At 66.0% G+C, this 17,672-nt stretch carries 14 protein-coding genes; 8 read left to right on the top strand and 6 right to left on the bottom strand.

Translation table 11 applies throughout. The annotated features are described in order from the left end of the window. Positions 1-39: 39 nt before the first annotated feature. Entirely contained in the window at positions 40-648 is a 609-nt protein-coding gene (locus NS355_RS11365; protein WP_058745817.1) for an ATP-binding cassette domain-containing protein, read from the top strand. Here NS355_RS11365 and NS355_RS11360 read toward each other — a convergent pair. The 5 genes from NS355_RS11360 to NS355_RS11340 form a co-directional block, all read right to left on the bottom strand. After that, a complete protein-coding gene (locus NS355_RS11360; RefSeq protein WP_153008198.1) occupies positions 645-1,436 on the bottom strand; it encodes a hypothetical protein in 792 nt (263 codons plus the stop codon). The genes NS355_RS11365 and NS355_RS11360 overlap by 4 nt on opposite strands. Before the next feature lie 95 nt (positions 1,437-1,531). Next, the gene (locus NS355_RS11355) at positions 1,532-2,422 is read right to left on the bottom strand and encodes a DMT family transporter (protein ID WP_058745815.1); all 891 of its coding nucleotides are present in this window, start codon (positions 2,420-2,422) and stop codon (positions 1,532-1,534) included. A gap of 128 nt (positions 2,423-2,550) precedes the next feature. After that, positions 2,551-3,093 carry a 30S ribosomal protein S9 gene (gene rpsI / locus NS355_RS11350; RefSeq protein ID WP_061778995.1) on the bottom strand — a complete coding sequence of 181 codons (543 nt, stop codon included), beginning with the start codon at positions 3,091-3,093 and terminating at the stop codon, positions 2,551-2,553. Further along, on the bottom strand, positions 3,093-3,572 hold the full coding sequence (rplM, locus tag NS355_RS11345) for a 50S ribosomal protein L13 (protein ID WP_037568175.1): 480 nt from the start codon (positions 3,570-3,572) through the stop codon (positions 3,093-3,095). Before rplM ends, rpsI begins: the two co-directional genes overlap by 1 nt. Positions 3,573-3,694: 122 nt before the next feature. Then, positions 3,695-4,750 carry a COX15/CtaA family protein gene (locus NS355_RS11340; RefSeq protein ID WP_244489660.1) on the bottom strand — a complete coding sequence of 352 codons (1,056 nt, stop codon included), beginning with the start codon at positions 4,748-4,750 and terminating at the stop codon, positions 3,695-3,697. Positions 4,751-4,874: 124 nt separating this feature from the next. Between NS355_RS11340 and NS355_RS11335 the strand changes: the two genes are divergently transcribed. From NS355_RS11335 to NS355_RS11325, 3 genes are all read left to right on the top strand, one after another. Beyond that, complete coding sequence (locus NS355_RS11335; RefSeq protein ID WP_056432966.1) at positions 4,875-5,342, top strand: Fur family transcriptional regulator; 468 nt, start codon at positions 4,875-4,877, stop codon at positions 5,340-5,342. Positions 5,343-5,622: 280 nt separating this feature from the next. Beyond that, positions 5,623-8,613 carry a TonB-dependent receptor plug domain-containing protein gene (locus NS355_RS11330; protein ID WP_153008197.1) on the top strand — a complete coding sequence of 997 codons (2,991 nt, stop codon included), beginning with the start codon at positions 5,623-5,625 and terminating at the stop codon, positions 8,611-8,613. Positions 8,614-8,633: 20 nt separating this feature from the next. Next, the gene (locus NS355_RS11325; RefSeq protein ID WP_244489659.1) at positions 8,634-9,614 is read left to right on the top strand and encodes a glycoside hydrolase family 43 protein; all 981 of its coding nucleotides are present in this window, start codon (positions 8,634-8,636) and stop codon (positions 9,612-9,614) included. A gap of 150 nt (positions 9,615-9,764) precedes the next feature. Here the strand turns inward: NS355_RS11325 and NS355_RS11320 are convergent, their stop codons facing one another. Beyond that, positions 9,765-10,805 (bottom strand): LacI family DNA-binding transcriptional regulator, encoded by a 1,041-nt coding sequence (locus tag NS355_RS11320; protein WP_084787859.1) that lies wholly within the window; start codon positions 10,803-10,805, stop codon positions 9,765-9,767. 74 nt (positions 10,806-10,879) lie between these two features. Here NS355_RS11320 and NS355_RS11315 point away from each other — a divergent pair, with 74 nt between their 5' ends. The 4 genes from NS355_RS11315 (at position 10,880) to NS355_RS11300 (ending at position 17,508) form a co-directional block, all read left to right on the top strand. After that, the gene (locus tag NS355_RS11315; RefSeq protein ID WP_058745812.1) at positions 10,880-12,160 is read left to right on the top strand and encodes an MFS transporter; all 1,281 of its coding nucleotides are present in this window, start codon (positions 10,880-10,882) and stop codon (positions 12,158-12,160) included. After that, a complete protein-coding gene (locus tag NS355_RS11310; protein ID WP_058745811.1) occupies positions 12,157-13,746 on the top strand; it encodes a glycoside hydrolase family 43 protein in 1,590 nt (529 codons plus the stop codon). Before NS355_RS11315 ends, NS355_RS11310 begins: the two co-directional genes overlap by 4 nt. Before the next feature lie 115 nt (positions 13,747-13,861). After that, a complete protein-coding gene (locus NS355_RS11305) occupies positions 13,862-15,127 on the top strand; it encodes an MFS transporter (protein WP_058745821.1) in 1,266 nt (421 codons plus the stop codon). Next, entirely contained in the window at positions 15,124-17,508 is a 2,385-nt protein-coding gene (locus tag NS355_RS11300; RefSeq protein ID WP_058745810.1) for a TIM-barrel domain-containing protein, read from the top strand. The genes NS355_RS11305 and NS355_RS11300 overlap by 4 nt, the downstream gene beginning before the upstream one ends. Positions 17,509-17,672: the final 164 nt, after the last annotated feature.

Raw genomic sequence — 17,672 nt, 5'->3', positions numbered from 1 at the left:
CCTCGGAATGGCTGGCGCGGCGGATGGGGCGGGGGCTGCATGTCCTTTGACGTCGACGTGACGGTGCGGCGGGGCGAGGGGCAGATTGCAGCGTGCTTCGCCACCGGGCCGGGTGCGACCGTGCTGTTCGGGCCGTCGGGAGTCGGCAAGACCACGATCCTGCAAATGGTGGCCGGGCTCGTCCGGCCGGACGCGGGCCATGTCCGGGTCGCGGGCGAGACGCTGTTCGATGCGGCTGCCCGGATCGATGTCCGCGCCGAGCATCGCCGCATCGGCTATGTCTTTCAGGAACCGCGCCTGTTCCCGCACCGGCGGGTCGCGGCCAATCTGCGCTATGGCATGGGCCGGGGCGGCGGGAACGACTGGGACGGCGTGATCGCGATGCTGGGCATCGGCCATCTGCTCGACCGCTGGCCGCGCAGCCTGTCCGGCGGCGAGGCGCGACGGGTGGCGATAGGGCGGGCCCTGCTCAGCAACCCGCGCGTGCTGCTACTCGACGAGCCTTTGTCGTCACTGGACCGGGCGCGGCGGGGGGATATCCTGGATGCGCTGGAGGCGGTGCGCGACCGGAGCGGCATCCCGATCCTGATGGTTACGCACGACCCGGAAGAAGCCGAAAGGATCGCCACCGCCATCGTCCGGCTCTAATGCGATTTCAAAGCGGGCGGATCGGTGCACCACAAGGTCTGCGCGATCAGTCGAGGTTTGGGGCAGGCGCGATCGGGCAGGGGAAGCGGTTCGCCCGGCTGCCACAGCTTCAACCGACGCAGCGTCTCGGGCATGTCCGAGTCGATCACCGCCAGCGGATTGCCGTCGCCATAATGCGTCGCGCTGCGATAGCGCAGGACCTGGGCATAGCGACCGCTCGCATCCATCCGGTTCACGGTGATCCAGAAGCCGAACGGTGCGTCGGACGTGGGCACAGCGGAGATGATCGCGCCGCGCAGCCGCCCCCTTTCGACGAACCGCACCTCCTGATTGTTGTTACGCCCCGTCTGCTGGCGGAACACCGGCACGAAGCGATTTGCTGCCCGGTCATAGGATAGCGCCATGCGGCCGACCCATTGGTCGCCATTGCCGGCATGCACACTGGCCACCTGCACCCATAGCAGCGCCCGGTTGGGATTGGCGCGGACGATCCGGGCTGCTTCCAGATAATGCGCCTGGTCGAACGGGCTGGGTTGGTCGGGTCTATCCAGCAGGTCGTCGAGCGCCGGGTGGCAACTCTTGCCGCCATCGCGTGTGATGCAGAGGTGGAGCGTGCCCGGTGCGGTGTTGCCGCTCGGGTCTTCCTCATCGGGACCCTGACTCGCCAAGAGCCGCCAGCCGGGGGCCAATTCCGACAGATCGACGGGGGACGGCGGTGAGGCAGATGCGGGCAACGCAAAACCTGCGAAGGCGAGCAGCCATAAACGGGTTCCGAGACGAGCCTGCATGTCCCTACCTCCACGAACCTTATATCAGCCACCATGCGACGGTCCCGATGGCCACCCCATGAAGCCGCCATGACATGGCTGCCACAACGCGCATGTCAGAACAGCGTCGTCAGCAATACCCCGCCGATGATCGCGGCCCCCGACAGGATTTGCCTCGCGCCTAGTCGTTCGCGGAACAGCCGGTGTCCCGCCATCGCGGCGATGGGCGCCTCTATGATACCCAGCGCGCGGACCGGTGCGGCGGGGGACAAAGCGAGCGCCACGAACCATCCCGCCGACGCACAGGCGCCGCACAATCCCGCGCCCAGCGACGGCCGCCAACGGCGAGCCACCTCGACCAGGGTCGCGGGATCGCGCCAGGCGAGGATCAGGCCGAGTGCGACCGTCTGCATCGCCTGAACGACGGCGACACAGACCAGCGCGGCAAAGACCGGGTGGACGGGATCGAGCGCCAGCGCGGCGTGGCGAAACGCATTGAGCGAGAAGCCGAAGAACAGACCCGAGGCCAGTCCCATGGCCGCCCCGATCAGCGAGGCACGGCGTTGCTCGGGCGGCGGCCAGGACAGGGCGACCAGCCCGGCCGTGGTGATCGCCACGCCGATCCAGGCCGCGCCGCTGATCCGGTCATGATAGACGATCAGGCCGAGCAGCGCGGCCAGCGGCAGCGAGCTTTGCTGGAGCGCGGTGCCGACCGCGAAGCCGGACCGCTGCATCGCGTCGAGCAGGGCGGCCGTCGCCAGCACTTGCGACGCGGCTCCCACGATCGCCGACAGCCAGAAGGCGCCGCTCCAGTGAAGATCGGCCCCCGGCATGACGAGATGGCCGACCGTGACGAACAGGATCGAGAAGGGCAGGCCGAACAGGAACCGCACCAGCGTCGCGCCCCACGGCCCCGAGGATGACATGACCCCACGCTGCAAGGCGTTGCGTCCGACCTGGAAGACCGAGGCCGCGATGGTGGCGGGAATCCACAAAGGGTTCGTCATAGGAGCGTTGGTCCTGTCGGGCGCATGATGTCCGCCCCAAACAAAAAGAGCGGCCCGTTGCCGGACCGCTCCTTCGTGCTTCGTAGCGTGTCCCCGGATCGCTCGCGCGATCTGAGGCGGTCCGCATCTTAGCGCTTCGAGAACTGGAAGCTGCGACGCGCCTTGGCGCGGCCATACTTCTTACGCTCGACGGTACGGCTGTCGCGGGTCAGGAAGCCAGCGGCCTTGACCGGAGCGCGCAGAACCGGCTCGAACTTAGTCAGCGCCTGGCTGATGCCGTGCTTGACCGCACCGGCCTGGCCCGACAGACCACCGCCCTTGACGGTGCAGATCACGTCATACTGACCCTCGCGCTCGGTGATGCCGAACACCTGGTTGATGACGAGGCGCAGCGTCGGACGCGCGAAATAGACTTCCTGGTCACGACCGTTGATCGTGATCTTGCCCGAACCCGGCTTCAGCCAGACGCGAGCGACGGCGTCTTTACGACGGCCGGTCGCATAGGCGCGGCCGAACTTGTCCAGTTCCTGCTGACGCAGCGGGGTGGTGCTGACGCGCTCGGCGGGAGCGGCGGGCGCTTCACCGGCAGCAGCGGTCTGCGCCGGAGCGGCAGCGGCCTGCTGGTTCAGGGTAGCGCCGAGATCGGCGAGCGACTGGCGGTTATCGGACATTATGCGCCCACCTTGTTCTTGCGGTTCATCGACGCGATGTCGAGGACTTCGGGGTTCTGAGCGGCGTGCGGATGCTCGGTGCCGGCGAAGATACGCAGGTTGCGCATCTGCTGACGGCCCAGCGGGCCACGCGGGATCATGCGCTCGACGGCCTTTTCCAGGACTCGCTCGGGGAAGCGGCCTTCCAGGACCTTGGCGGCGGTGATGCCCTTGATACCACCGGCGTAACCGGTGTGCTTGTAGTACACCTTCTGACCCAGCTTGTTGCCGGTGAAGCGCACCTTATCCGCGTTGATGACGATGACGTTGTCACCGCAATCGACGTGCGGGGTGAACGACGGCTTGTGCTTGCCGCGCAGGATGTTCGCGATGATGGTGGCGGCACGGCCGACAACCAGACCGTCGGCGTCGACGATATGCCACTTCTTTTCCACCTCGTGCGGCTTGGCCGCCTTGGTGGTCTTCATGAGCGCCTTCATGGGCGTGAGACCTTTCGGTTTGAAATGCAACACGCCGCCCGTAAACCCGGGCGGCGCGAACGAGGGTCCAATGCTGGAGGGCCCCCAAAATGTCAAGCAAAGTGGGCCTTTGCTGACGGGTATTATGATACCTTGCGGGTTTGGGCGGCGCTCCCGAGGCGGTGCGCGGCGGCGGTCGCGGCGATCAGCAGGAGCGCGGCATTGGCCTGATGCGCGACCGCGATGTCGATCTGCACGCCTGACAGAAGCGTGGCGATGCCCAGGCCGATCTGGACGACGACCAGCACGATCACCAGCCATCCGGCACGCAGCGCCCCGTGGCGGATCGCGCGCGCCGCCATCCAGGCGAGCATCCCCGCCGCCGCGAAGGCGAACCAGCGATGGATGAACTGCACCACCACGGGATTGTCGAAGGCATTGGCGATGGCGGGTGTCGTCATCGGCGTACCGGCCGGGAACCAGGCGTCGCCCATCAGCGGCCAGCTGGAAAAGGCATAGCCCGCGTCCAGCCCGGCGGTCAGCGCGCCGAACATCAGCTGGACGAACAGCGTCAGCACCGCGCCCGCACCCAGCAGCGTCAGCCGGGCAGGGGCCGCGAGGCGATTGCGGTGCAGCGCCATCAGGTCGAGCGCAGTCCACACGATCCCCGCCAGGATGAACAGCGCGGTCAGCAGGTGGACGGTCAGCCGGATATGGCTGACATCGGTTCGCTCGACCAGACCCGACGCGACCATCCACCAACCGACCGCGCCCTGTAGCCCGCCCAGCGCCAGCAGCGCGACCAGGCGCGGCTTGTAGCCAGCCGGAATGGCCTTCTTCGCCCAGAACCAGATCAGCGGCAGGGCAAAGGCCATGCCGATCACCCGACCCAGCACGCGGTGGAGATATTCCCAGAAGAAGATCGCCTTGAACCCGGCCAGCGTCATGTCGCGGTTGAAGGTCCAATATTCGGGGATGCGCTTGTAATTGGCGAACTCGGCCTGCCACTGCGCGTCGGTCAGCGGCGGTGCGATCCCGGTGATCGGCTTCCATTCGGTGATCGACAGGCCGCTATTGGTTAGGCGCGTGATGCCGCCGACGACGACCATGGCGACGATCAGCCCGGCGACCGCGAACAGCCAGCGTGCCAGACTGCGGGGGCGGGCGGTAATCATGAAGGCGGGGCTCGGTTGCAGCATGATGCAATAATAGGGTCTGGTGCCCGCGCGCGATAGTGGACCGAATGCCCCGCCGCCCGACCTTGCCGCCCGGCCTTGCCGTCCGGACCTTGCCCGCCGGGGCGGCACCGCCTAAATCCCTTCCATGGCGCATGCTCACACCCATCAGGAGCCCCAGGGGGCCGATCTCTCCGTCGCGGCCAAGGCCACCCTGGAGCGGGCGGGGGAGCAGTGGACGGCGATGCGCGCCAGCGTGTTCGAGGCGCTGGCCGGGTTCGACAAGCCCGCCTCGGCCTATGATATCGCCGATGTCATGTCGCAGTCGCAGGGTCGACGCGTGGCGGCGAACAGCGTCTATCGCATCCTCGACCTGTTCGTCGGCGCGAACCTGGCCCGCCGGGTGGAGAGCGCCAATGCCTATGTCGCCAACGCGCATCCCGACTGCCTGCACGACTGCATCTTCCTGGTCTGCGACAAATGCGGGCAGATCACGCATATCGACGATGACCGCCTGACCGGCGCGGTCCGCGACGCCGCCGTTGGCGCGGGGTTCCGTCCGGAGCGTCCTGTGATCGAGGTGCGCGGTCGCTGCGCGGATTGTCCAAAGGATTGAGGCCTTAAATCCTCCTCGGTACGGGGAGGCGGCAACGCACAGCGCTGACGGAGGGTGCTTCTTCAAAGGTCATCCTTTGGGGGACGCCCCCCCAGCCGCTTCGCTGGTCCCCCTCCCCGTGCCGGGGAGGATGAATTGATCCGGGCGAGGCATTCGCTCATCCCGTCAATCCCATTCGCCTGATCTACGTGTCATTTTGCAACATTGACACGAGCGCCAAAACAGGAAATGAGTGCTGGTAACGTTACCAGATAAAACAGAATCAAAAGGGATGAGGATCATGATGAAGACGGGAACGCATACCCGGCGGCTGCGCCGTCGCGCCTTGGGTGCGGCCAGCCTGATGGTTCTGGCGGGCGGAATGATCGCCGCACCGGCCTGGGCGCAGGTTCCTCCGAACCAGACGGCGCAGGACGCCTCATCCGATCCGACAACCCTCCAGACCCCCACGCCCCAAACCGATCAGGTCGACGAAGCCCCGACCCGCGACATCATTGTCACCGGATCGCGCATCACCACCGGCGGCTTCACCGCACCCACCCCGACCACGGTGATCGGCGAGGAACAGATCGCCGCCAACGCCCAGCCCAACGTCTTCACCACGGTTGCGCAGCTTCCATCGCTCCAGGGCTCGACCGGCACCGCGACGAACACCTTCAGCACGTCGAGCGGCCAGCAGGGCCTCAGCTCCTTCTCGCTGCGCGGCGTCGGCGCGATCCGCACCCTGACCCTGCTCGACGGGCAGCGCGTCGTCGGTGCGAACGTGACGGGCGTTCCCGATATCAGCCTGTTTCCGCAATTGCTGATCAAGCGAGTCGATGTGGTCAATGGTGGCGCGTCGGCCTCCTATGGTTCGGACGCGGTCGGCGGCGTGGTCAACTTCATCACCGATACCCGGTTCAAGGGGATCAAGGGCAATGTCCAGGGCGGCGTCACCACCTATGGCGACGACCAGCAGGTGCTGGTCCAGCTGGCCGGCGGCACCAGCCTGTTGAACGACACGGTGCATGTGATTGCCAGCGGTGAATATGCACATGAGGACGGCGTCGGTGGCGGCGACTTCGGCATCGGCCTGGCGAACGGCCGCGACTGGTTCCGCCAGTCGACGCTGATCAACCGCAACGTCCTGAACGACGGGTCGCCGCAATATCTGTTCCGCGACTATGCCCAGTCCTACAACTATACGAAGTACGGCCTCATCACCGCCGGGCCGCTTCAGGGCATCGCCTTCGACCAGTCCGGCAATCCGTTCCAGTTCCAATACGGCTCGAACGGCGTGCCCGCGCGCGACGCGGCGGGTAATGTCCGGGGCTGTCTGCCCGGCTTCTGCCAGGGTGGCGACCTGTCGGGCAATGTCGATGCCGGACGGTCGCTCCAGTCGAAGATCCAGCGCGTCAACGGCTATGGTCGTATCGGCTATGACTTCGCCGCCAATGGCGAGATTTACGGCACGATCAATATCGGCCAGGTGAAGACCAACAACCAGCCAGTCGGCGGGCAGAATCGCCCGAACCTGACCATCCAGTGCGCCAATCCCTATGTTCCCGCGCTGGTCAAGGCGCAGTGCGCCACGGCGGGCATCACCAATTTCCAGTACGGCACCAGCAACGCGGCGCTCGGCAACACCCAGGTCTATACCGATCGCCGCCAGTATCGCTTTGTCGCAGGGGCCAAGGGGCGTGAAAGCGTTGCAGGATCGGACTGGTCCTACGACATGTACTATGAGCACGGCACCAACTACACCGATGTCGATGTCAGCAACATCATGCTGTCGCGCCGCTTCAACCAGGCGATCAACGCAACGACGCTGAATGGCGCGATCGTCTGCGCCGATGCGACCGCGCGCGCCAATGGATGCCAGCCGCTCAACATCTTCGGGGGCAATCCCTCGGCGGCGGCGATCAGCTATATCATGCCGCAATATGGCCCCTATCAGCGGACCCGCCAGACACAGGACGTCATCAGCCTGAACTTCTCGGGCTCGCCCTTCTCGTCCTGGGCGGGGCCGGTCTCGATCGCGTTCGGCGGCGAGTTCCGCCACGAATTCTACCGCGTGCGCGCCGACCCCTACGGCGCGGGTTTTGCCAACACGCCCGCCAACGCCAACTACCCTACCGACCCGGCGCTGCTGGCGGACGGCAACAACTGGTATGCGGGCAATTACAAGAACGGCAGCGGCGCCTATAGCGTGAAGGAAGCGTTCGTCGAGGCGAACCTGCCGGTCATCAATTCGGACGCGGGTGGCCGCGCCAACATCAACGGCGCGGTGCGCGTCACCGATTACAGCACCTCGGGCACCGTCTGGGCGTGGAAGATCGGCGGCACCTGGGACCTGCCGGTCGATGGCCTGCGCATCCGCGGCGTGACCTCGCGCGATGTCCGCGCGCCCAACCTGTCGGAGCTGTTCGCCGCGCCCGTCACCACGACGCTGCCCGGCTTTTTCGATCCGTTCCGCAACGTCAATGTGCTGGCGCTCCAGAACACCATCGGAAACGTCAACCTGACGCCCGAAATCGCGCGCAACACCACGCTGGGCATTGCCTTCTCCAACTCGCAGGCGATCCCGGGGCTCAGCCTGTCGGTCGACTATTACAAGATCAAGATCACCGACGTGATCTCCAGCCTGGGCGCGCAGGACATCGTCAACCTGTGCTATCTGAACATCGCGCCCGAAACCTGTGGCGTGTTCAACCTGAACAACCCCAATGGCCCGAACTTCATCAACGTCCAGTCGTTCAACCTGGCCTCGATCCTGACCGACGGCTTCGACATCGAGGCGAGCTATCGCTGGCGTAATCCGCTGGGCCTGCCGGGCAATCTGACGCTGCGCGCGCTGGCGACGAATATCCGGCGCTTCATCACCGACACCGGCCTGCCGAACACGATCCCGAACGACACGGCGGGCGTCAACATCGGCGCGACGCCCAAGTGGAAGTGGCTCGCGGTGCAGACCTATGCCACCGACGACTGGTCGCTGCTGTTGCAGGAGCGCTGGTTCAGCGACGGCAAGCTGGGCAATCAATATATCGAGTGCACCACCGGCTGCCCCGCCTCGACCGCGAACCGGCCGACGATCGACAACAACTTCATCCCCGGCGCCTTTTATTTCGACGTCGGCGGCACCTATAATGTGACGAAGGCGGTGACGGCCTATTTCAAGGTCGACAATGTGTTCAATCGCGATCCGGCCCGCTCGCCCTATTTCGTCAACCCGGCGCTCTATGACGTTCTCGGGCGGGTGTACCGCGCGGGCGTGCGCTTCAACTTCTGACGGGAACCCAGACGATGACGATGTCGCGGACGATCGCATCCCTCCTGCTGCTGGCCGCGTCGGGGGCTGCCCTGGCGGCCGACCGGCCGGGCAGCAACCCGATCATCCGCGACCGCTTCACGGCGGACCCCGCGCCGCTGGTCGTGGGCGATCGGCTGTACCTCTATGTCGGGCATGACGAGGCGCAGCGGGACGAGATGTTCAACATGAAGGAGTGGCTGGTCTATTCCACCACTGACATGAAGACATGGACGCCGCACGGGCCGATCATGAACGTGCACGACTTCAAATGGGCGAAGAAGGACGCCTGGGCCAGCCAGGCGATCTATAAGAACGGCAAATACTGGTTCTACGCCGCGGTCGAGCATGACAACACCCATCCGGGCAAGGCGATCGCGGTCGCGGTCTCGGACAAGCCGACCGGGCCGTTCGTCGATGCCAAGGGATCGGCGCTCATCACCAATGAGATGACGCCCAAGGGCACGCATAGTTGGGAAGACATCGACCCGACCGTGATGACCGATGACGACGGCACGACCTGGATCGCCTGGGGCAATCGGCAATGCTATATCGCGAAGCTGAAGCCCAACATGATCGAGATCGATGGCCCGATCACCGAGATCACGCCGCCCCATTTCGAGGAAGGGCCGTGGCTGCACAAGCGGGGCAAGCTCTATTACCTGACCTATGCCTCGCTCGACCGGACGACGCAGCGGGATGAGCATGTCTCCTATGCTACCGCAACCTCGCTCAAGGGGCCGTGGACCTATCGCGGGCTGCTGACCGGTTCGGGCAAGTACAGCTTCACCATCCATCCCGGCATCGCGGACTTCAAGGGCAACTCCTATCTGTTCCTGCACAATGCCAACTTGGCCATCGGCGATCAGAGCGGTGCGATCGGGCGGCGCGCGGTGACGGTCGAGCGGCTTTACTACAATCCTGACGGGACGATGAAGCCGGTGGTACAGACCGAAGCCGGTGTGACAGCGTCGGCGCGGTAGGGGGTGGACCCTATTTTTATTTCCATTCCTCCCCTGCAAGGGGAGGGGGACCATGCGCAGCATGGTGGAGGGGTGTCCTGCTATCGAGAGGGCGACACCCCTCCGTCAGGCCTGCGGCCTGCCACCTCCCCTTGCAGGGGAGGAATAAAGTTACGAACGCGGCGGGGCCGTGGAGTCGCGTTCGATCAGCTGATGCTCCAGCACCGTGACGCGCGGCTGGCCATTCGGCGCCGGAACCCCGCCGCGAATTTCCTGGATCAGCCGTTGCAGCGCCTCGGTCGCCAGCGCGCGGACGGGCTGGTGGATGGTGGTCAGCGGCGGCCAGAGCGTCGTCGCGGCGGTGCTGTCGTCGAAGCCCACCACCGTCAGGTCGCCCGGCACGTCCAGATGCCGCCGATGCGCGACCGAGACGATCGCGGCGGCCATGTCGTCGTTGCTGGCGAAGATCGCGGTCGGCGGGTTTTCGCCGCCCAGCAGGTCCTCGCCCGCCGAAAGGCCCGAGGCATAGCTGTAATCGCCCCGGACGACCCGCGTATCCAGCCCGCCTTCCTCCTCGACCGCACGGCGAAAGCCCGCCAGGCGCTCGATACTGGCCGACTGGCCGGGATTGCCATGGACGAAGCCAATGCGGCGATGGCCCAGGCCGATCAGGTGGCGGGTCATGTCATAGGCGGCACGGGCATTGTCGATCCAGACGGACACGGCATCGGGCGCGACGCCGCCGATGACCGCCATGGGCAGCCCCGCCTCGCGGATGATATCCCGCACGAAGTCGGACTCGCCCAGCGGCGGCGCCAGCATGACGCCCGCGATCCGCTGCGCGATCAGCCCCTCGATCGCCTCGCGCGTCGGCGGGCGGCCCTGTTCGCCCTTGAGCAGGAACAACTGCGCCGCACGGGTCGAGGCTTCCTCGAACACGCCGACCAGCAGCTCGCTCATGAAGGCGGCGCTGGGGTTGGAATAGATGACCCCGATGCGGATCTCGCTCGACGTGACCAGGCTGCGCGCCATCAGATTGGGCGTGTAGTTCAGCCGCTTGATGACCTCGCGGACATGCACCCGCACCTCGTCGCGCACGCCCGCATCGCCGTTGATGACGCGCGAGACGGTCATGGGCGAGACGCCGGCCTCCTTGGCCACGTCGATGATGGTCACGCCGCGCGGGCGCTTTCGGATCTTGGTCAAGGTCATCCTGTCCCGTCATCGGGCTTCACGCTATGCCGATGCTCAGCCACAGCCGTGCCCCGGCAGGCCGCATCAGGTCAATGGGAACGACATATGCCGAACAGGCCGAAGGACCGCATGTGAAGGGTTTTCCCTATATTCGCTGGACGATCATCGCGCTGTTCGTGGGCGCGATGGTCATCAACTATCTGACGCGCAGCATCCTGGGCGTCGCCGCGCCCGCGATCATGGCCGAACAGCATATCAGTTCGGAACAATATAGCTGGATCACCGGCGCGTTTCAGTTCGGCATCATGTTCCAGCCGGTGGCGGGCTATCTGCTCGACCTGATCGGGCTGAAGATCGGTTTCACTCTGTTCGTCGCGGTCTGGTCGTGCATCACCATCGGGCATGGCTTCGCCAATGGCTGGCTGGGCTTTGCGGGGCTTCGCGGCGCGCTGGGGCTGGTCGAGGGATCGGCGCAGCCCGCGGGCATGAAGGTCGTCGCAGAATGGTTCCCGGCGCGCGAGCGCGGCGTGGCGGGCGGCATCTACCAGATCGGGGCGTCGTTCGGCGCGGTCTTCGCGCCGCCGCTCGTCGCCTGGGCGGTGTTCCATCACAGCTGGCGTGCGGCGTTCTTCGTCGCGGGCGGCTTGGGTCTGCTCTGGGTGCTGGCCTGGCTGTTCTGGTATGCGCCGCTCGCCCGCCACCGGGCGCTGTCCGCGCGCGAGCGGACGTTGATCGTCGAGGGGCAGGAGGCCGCGCTTGTCAAGCAGCGCCGCCGTCCGCCGCTGGGCGAGCTGCTGCGCCGTCGCAATCTTTGGGCGATCGCGGCGGCGCGGTTCCTGGCCGATCCGGTCTGGGGCATGTTGTCGCTGTGGATGCCGCTCTACCTCGTCCAGGCGCGGCATTTCGACCTGACCCAGATCGCGCTGTTCGCGTGGTTGCCCTTCCTCGCCGCTGATCTGGGCTGCCTGTTCGGCCCTGCGGTCGTCGCCTTCCTGCAACGACGCGGCGTCAACCTGATCGACGCGCGGCGCGGGGCCTTTACGCTGGGTGCGGTGCTGATGACCGGTATGATGTTCGTCGGGAGTGTGAGCAGCCCCGTCGCCGCCGTCGCGCTGCTGTGCCTGGGTGGTTTTGCGCATCAGACGCTGTCGGTCACCGTCATTACGCTCTGCTCCGACCTGTTCCCGCAGGATCAGGTCGCGACCGCGACCGGCGTGTCGGGGACGGCGGCCAATCTGGGCGTGCTGATCTTCACCCTGACGCTCGGCTCGCTGGTCGATCAGGTCGGCTATCAGCCTTTCTTCATCCTGCTCGGCCTGCTCGATCTGGCCGGTGCCGCTCTCCTCTGGACCTTGGTACGCAAACCCGCATGACCCCGAACAATCCTATCCTGCCGGGCTTCAACCCCGACCCCTCGATCGTGCGCGTCGGCGAGGATTATTATATCGCGACCTCGACCTTCGAATGGTATCCGGGCGTCCAGATCCACCACAGCCGCGATCTGGTGAACTGGACGCTGGTCGCCCGGCCGCTGAACCGGGCGAGCCAGCTCGACATGCGCGGCAATCCGGACTCCTGCGGTGTCTGGGCGCCGGACCTCACCTACGCCGACGGGCGTTTCCACCTGATCTTCACCGATGTGAAGCGCTATGGCCGCACCACCGTCGACGGCGCCAAGGGCGCGTCACTGCGCGACTTCCACAATTACTGGGTATCGAGCGACCGGATCGATGGCGAGTGGTCCGATGCCGTCCACCTCAACAGCAGCGGCTTCGACCCCGCGCTGTTCCATGACGAGGACGGGCGCAGCTGGCTGCTCAACATGCTGTGGGACCATCGGCCCGACCGCAAGCGCTTCGCCGGGATCGTGATCCAGCAGATGGACATGGCCACCGGCCAGTTGCTGGGCGAACGCCGACACATCTTCGAGGGGACGCCGCTGGGCTTTACCGAGGGGCCGCATCTCTACAAGCACGACGGCTGGTATCACCTGCTGGTCGCGGAGGGTGGCACGGAGCGGGGCCATGCCGTGACTATGGCGCGTTCGCGCGATCTGTTCGGTCCCTATGAGGTGCATCCCGACGGTCCGGTGCTGACCGCGCGCCATACCCCCGACGCACCGCTGCAACGCACCGGCCATGGCGATCTGGTCGAGACACCGGATGGCGAGACGTGGATGGCCTATCTCTGCGGCCGTCCGCTGCCCGCCAGCAATCGCTGCGTTTTGGGGCGTGAGACGGCGATCCAGCGGATGGAATGGGGCGCGGACGGCTGGCTGCGCTGTGCCGAGCCGACCCCGGTCGCGGCTAACCCTGCGCCGGTCGAGGCACTCGATCGGTTCGACGGCCCGACGCTTCCCGCCGCCTTCCAATGGCTTCGCACGCCCGAGCCCGAGTATATCTTCAGCCTGACCGACCGTCCCGGCCATTTGCGGCTGTTCGGGCGCGAGACGATCGGCAGCCATTTCGAGCAGGCGCTGGTCGCCCGTCGCCAGACCGCCTTCCGCTATGACGTGCGCACGCTGGTCGATTACGAGCCCGAGCATTTCCAGCAGGCCGCCGGGATCGTGGCCTATTACAACAGCACCAAATATCATTTCCTCCAGATCACGGCAGGGGATGCGGGCGAGAAGCTCATTCAGGTCCTGTCGGTCCTCCCGAACGGCGAAGGACAAAGCCTGATGGGCCCCGCCGTCTCGGCTCCCCCAGGCCAGGTCGAATTGCGGGCGGTGGTCGATCATGAGGCATTGCGCTTCGCCTTCCGATCCGAAAGGGCGACGGAATGGACGTGGCTGCCCCAGCGTTTCGACGCCTCCATCCTGTCGGATGAGGCGACGCTGGCGGGTCTGCCCAATTTTACCGGCGCCTTTGTCGGCATGGCGTGTCAGGATATGAGCGGTTCGGGTTACCCGGCCGACTTCCACTATTTCCATTATGTCGAGCGGCTTGACGACGATTGATCGGATCGCTGGAATGATTGGCCAGACCAATATGGACAGGCCGCTTTCCAGCGGTTAAGCTTGCCCCAGACACCGGCGCCGCGATGCGTACGGAGAGGCTAGGGGAGTGACGGGCTTGCGGGTACGCAATCTGCGCTGGTGGATCGTCGCGCTGATCTGCGCGGGGACGATCGCCAATTATCTGGCGCGCAACAGCCTGGGCGTTCTCGCGCCCGAGCTGAAGTCGGCGCTCCACATGTCGACGCAGCAATACAGCTATGTCGTGGGCGCGTTCCAGCTCTGCTATACGATCATGCAGCCGGTGGCGGGGGCGTTCATCGACCGGTTCGGCCTGCGTGCCGGGTTTGCGCTGTTCGGTCTCGCCTGGTCGGCGGCGAACATGATGCATGCGCTGGCGATCGGTTGGGTCAGCCTGGCCATCTATCGCGGTATATTGGGCCTGTTCGAGTCCGCCGCCATCCCCTCGGGCATCAAGGCGGTGGCCGAGTGGTTTCCGGCGCGTGAGCGGTCGGTCGCGGTCGGCTGGTTCAACGCTGGCACCTCGCTCGGCGCGCTGATCGCGCCGCCGGTGGTGGTGGCGGTGGCGCTCTGGGCCGACTGGCGCACGGCCTTCATCGTCACCGGCGGCGTGGGCATCTTCTGGGCGGCCGCCTGGTACATCTTCTATCGCTCGCCCGACGACCACCCCGCCATCACGCCGGAAGAAAAGGCGATGATCGCGGTCGAAAAGCCCAAGGGGCCGGTCCAGCGCGCAAAGGCGAAGGATATCCTGCGCACCTCGCGCTTCTGGGTGATCGCGGTGCCGCGTTTCCTGGCGGAACCGGCCTGGCAGACCTTCAGCTTCTGGATCCCGCTCTACCTCGCCAGCGAGCGGGGTATGGACCTGAAGCAGATCGCGTTGTTCGCATGGCTGCCCTTCCTGGCGGCGGATGTCGGCGGCATCCTGGGCGGCTATCTGTCGCCCTGGTTGATGAAGCGTGGCGTCACCTTGATCCCGTCGCGGGTCGCGGGTGTGGCCTTGGGCGCGGTGCTGATGATCGCACCGGGGTGCATCGGGCTGGCGGCCAGCCCCTATACGGCGATCGCGCTGTTCTGCATCGGCGGCTTTGCGCATCAGATGATCTCGGGCCTCATAAACACCTTGTCTGCCGACGTGTTCGCCCCCGCCGAGGTCGGCACCGCGAACGGCTTTATCGGCCAGGCGGGCTGGATCGGCGGGCTGCTCTTCTCGCTGCTGATCGGGCAGCTGGCCGATACGGTTGGCTATGCGCCGCTCTTTGCCGTGCTTGCCGTTTTTGACCTGATCGGCGCGGCGGTTCTGATCATCTTCATCCGGCACCTGACGCCTTTTGCCACCACCATCGAGGAGCCCGGCCGATGAGGCGCGCCACCCTGTCCCAGCCGCCCCGCTTCGCTGTCACCGACCATTTGCGCGGGCGCCTGACCCTGACCGCCGATACCGGCGCGGTCGCGCATCTCTTCGTACTGGAGGAGGACGTGATGCGCCTTCTGCTGCTGGCCGAGGGGCATGTAACCAGCCCGCCGAGCTGGGCCATCGCGCCCGGTGCCGAAGATATCGCCGAACCGGGACGCGACCGGATGGACGTGTCGGGCTTTGCCTGTCCCGACTTCACCTGCGAGGAAGCGGACGGCACCCTGATCGTCGCGACAGGGCGGCTGCGCGTCACCCTGACGCTGGATGGCCTGCATGGTCGCTGGGAACAGCGGGCGGGCGAGGGCTGGCATGTCATCACGCGGGACCGCCCGACCCAGGCCTATGATTTCGGCTGGTGGGACGGCCGCGCGCATCACTATGCCGCGCGGACGCCGGGCGAGCGCTTTTATGGGCTCGGCGACCGGACCGGCGACACCGACCGGGCCGGGCGGCGCTTTCGCCTTACCAATGTCGACCCGATGGGTTTCGATGCTGAGACGAGCGATCCGCTCTACAAGTCGATCCCCTATCTGCTGGTCGCCGATGCCGAAGGGCGGTGCCATGGCGAATTTTACGACACTGTCGCCGACGTCACCTTCGACTTGGGGCAGGAGCTGGACAATTATCACGGCCTGTACCGTCATGTCGTGGCGGAGGCGGGGGATGTGGATCGCTGGATCATCGCCGGGCCGGACCCGCTGGCGGTGACGCGGCGCTTTACCTGGCTGACCGGCCGTCCGGCCCTGATGCCGCGCTGGTCGCTGGGCTATTCCGGCTCGACCATGACCTATACCGATGCGCCCGACGCGGCGGCGCAGATGGCGGGGTTTCTGGACCTGTGCGAGCGGCATGATCTGGGCTGCACCTCCTTCCATTTGTCGTCGGGCTATACCTCGATCGGCGACAAGCGGTACGTCTTCCACTGGAACCGCGACAAATTCCCCGATCCCGCCGCCTTCATCGCCTCCTATGCCGAGGCGGGTGTCCGGCTGGTCCCCAACATCAAGCCCGCCCTGCTGCGCAGTCATCTCCGTTATGACGAGGTGGCGGCGGCCGGGCTGTTCGTCGCGGACGCGGACGGCGAGCCGGTCGAGGCGCAGTTCTGGGACGAGGTCGGCAGCTATATCGACATGACGAAGCCCGAGGCGGCGGCCTGGTGGCGCGATCAGGTGACGTCGGCGCTGCTCGACCACGGGATGGAGGCGACGTGGAACGACAATAACGAATATGAGCTGTGGGACCGCCGCGCCATGGTCGACGGCTTCGGCCAGCCCCGCCCGGCGTCGGAGATGCGCCCGGTCCAGCCGATCCTGATGAGCCGTGCGTCGCGCCAGGCACAGGTCGCCGCGCGCCCCGATACCCGGCCTTATGTCGTGACCCGCTCGGGCATGGCGGGGCTGCATCGCTATGCGCAGACCTGGTCGGGCGACAATCGAACCGAGTGGAAGACGATCCGCTACAATGCGCGCCAGTCGATCGGCCTCGCGCTGTCGGGCGTGTCGAACAGCGGCCATGACGTGGGCGGCTTTTCCGGCCCCGCGCCGTCGCCCGAGTTGCTGATCCGCTGGGTGCAGGCGGGGGTGCTGATGCCCCGGTTCAGCATCCATAGCTGGAATGACGATCGCACGGTCAATGAGCCGTGGATGTACCCCGAGGTGCTGCCCGCGATGCACCGCCTGATGGCGTTACGACAGACGCTGATCCCGTTCTTCTACGACCTGTTGCATCGCTATCACGCCGATTACGAGCCGATGGTCCGCCCGCTCTGGGCCGACTTCCCGCAGGACCCGGCCAGCTGGGGCGAACGCGACGAGCACATGCTGGGACCCAACATTCTCGCTGCGCCGGTGATGGATGAAGGGGCGGAGCGCCGTTCGGTACAACTGCCAAGCGGGGTGGAATGGCTCCATGTCTGGACCGGCGAGCGTTTCGCCGGTGGCGCGGCGGCCGATGTCGCGGCACCGCTCAATGGCCCGCCGCCGCTGTTCGCGCGAGCCGGATCGGCGATGCTGGTCGATCTCGCCAAGGGCGGCTGGCGGCCCGAGCCCTATCGTCGCGGGCTGTGGCTCTTCCCACCTTTGACGGGGGCCATCCGCTGGAACGGCAAGGACGATAGCGGCGATGGTCGTGGCCCGGTGACCCGCTGGCATCTGAGCGGCCAAGCCGATGCCGAGCGGGTCGTCGTCACCCTGTCATGCGACGGGGAAGGGAAGGGCGACATGACCCTGCTGCTTCCACCGGGCGACGGTCGGACCCTGATCATAGAGGGGGCGGATGCCATGCCGGTCGAGCATGATGGACGACGAGGTTGTCACCTGACCGTCTGACGTCTCCATCAAATAAGTGGAAGCGTCCGGCCCTGGCCGGGCGCTTTTGCGTATCCGGCGCTGGCCAGTGATGCGCAAATGTCGCACACGTTTGCAATTCTTCTCCGTGTTCGAGCAACGGCGGCATCCGACCTCGTGCAGGTCTAACAACAGCATTGCATTGG

The sequence above is a fragment of the Sphingomonas yabuuchiae genome (genome assembly GCF_001477495.1).
Taxonomy (GTDB): Bacteria; Pseudomonadota; Alphaproteobacteria; order Sphingomonadales; family Sphingomonadaceae; genus Sphingomonas; species Sphingomonas yabuuchiae_A.
The sequence above is the reverse complement of the archived record's forward strand: the minus strand, read 5'-3'. Positions and strand labels throughout refer to the sequence as shown.

Bases quoted from the DNA above. Each gene is read 5' to 3' on its own strand.
- NS355_RS11340 (WP_244489660.1), bottom strand. From the start codon at position 4,750: ATGCTGCAACCGAGCCCCGCCTTCATGATTACCGCCCGCCCCCGCAGT.
- NS355_RS11330 (WP_153008197.1), top strand. From the start codon at position 5,623: ATGATGAAGACGGGAACGCATACCCGGCGGCTGCGCCGTCGCGCCTTG.
- rplM (WP_037568175.1), bottom strand. From the start codon at position 3,572: ATGAAGGCGCTCATGAAGACCACCAAGGCGGCCAAGCCGCACGAGGTG.
- NS355_RS11320 (WP_084787859.1), bottom strand. From the start codon at position 10,805: ATGACCTTGACCAAGATCCGAAAGCGCCCGCGCGGCGTGACCATCATC.
- NS355_RS11360 (WP_153008198.1), bottom strand. From the start codon at position 1,436: ATGCAGGCTCGTCTCGGAACCCGTTTATGGCTGCTCGCCTTCGCAGGT.
- NS355_RS11325 (WP_244489659.1), top strand. From the start codon at position 8,634: ATGTCGCGGACGATCGCATCCCTCCTGCTGCTGGCCGCGTCGGGGGCT.
- rpsI (WP_061778995.1), bottom strand. From the start codon at position 3,093: ATGTCCGATAACCGCCAGTCGCTCGCCGATCTCGGCGCTACCCTGAAC.
- NS355_RS11355 (WP_058745815.1), bottom strand. From the start codon at position 2,422: ATGACGAACCCTTTGTGGATTCCCGCCACCATCGCGGCCTCGGTCTTC.
- NS355_RS11300 (WP_058745810.1), top strand. From the start codon at position 15,124: ATGAGGCGCGCCACCCTGTCCCAGCCGCCCCGCTTCGCTGTCACCGAC.
- NS355_RS11365 (WP_058745817.1), top strand. From the start codon at position 40: ATGTCCTTTGACGTCGACGTGACGGTGCGGCGGGGCGAGGGGCAGATT.
- NS355_RS11315 (WP_058745812.1), top strand. From the start codon at position 10,880: ATGGGAACGACATATGCCGAACAGGCCGAAGGACCGCATGTGAAGGGT.
- NS355_RS11335 (WP_056432966.1), top strand. From the start codon at position 4,875: ATGGCGCATGCTCACACCCATCAGGAGCCCCAGGGGGCCGATCTCTCC.
- NS355_RS11310 (WP_058745811.1), top strand. From the start codon at position 12,157: ATGACCCCGAACAATCCTATCCTGCCGGGCTTCAACCCCGACCCCTCG.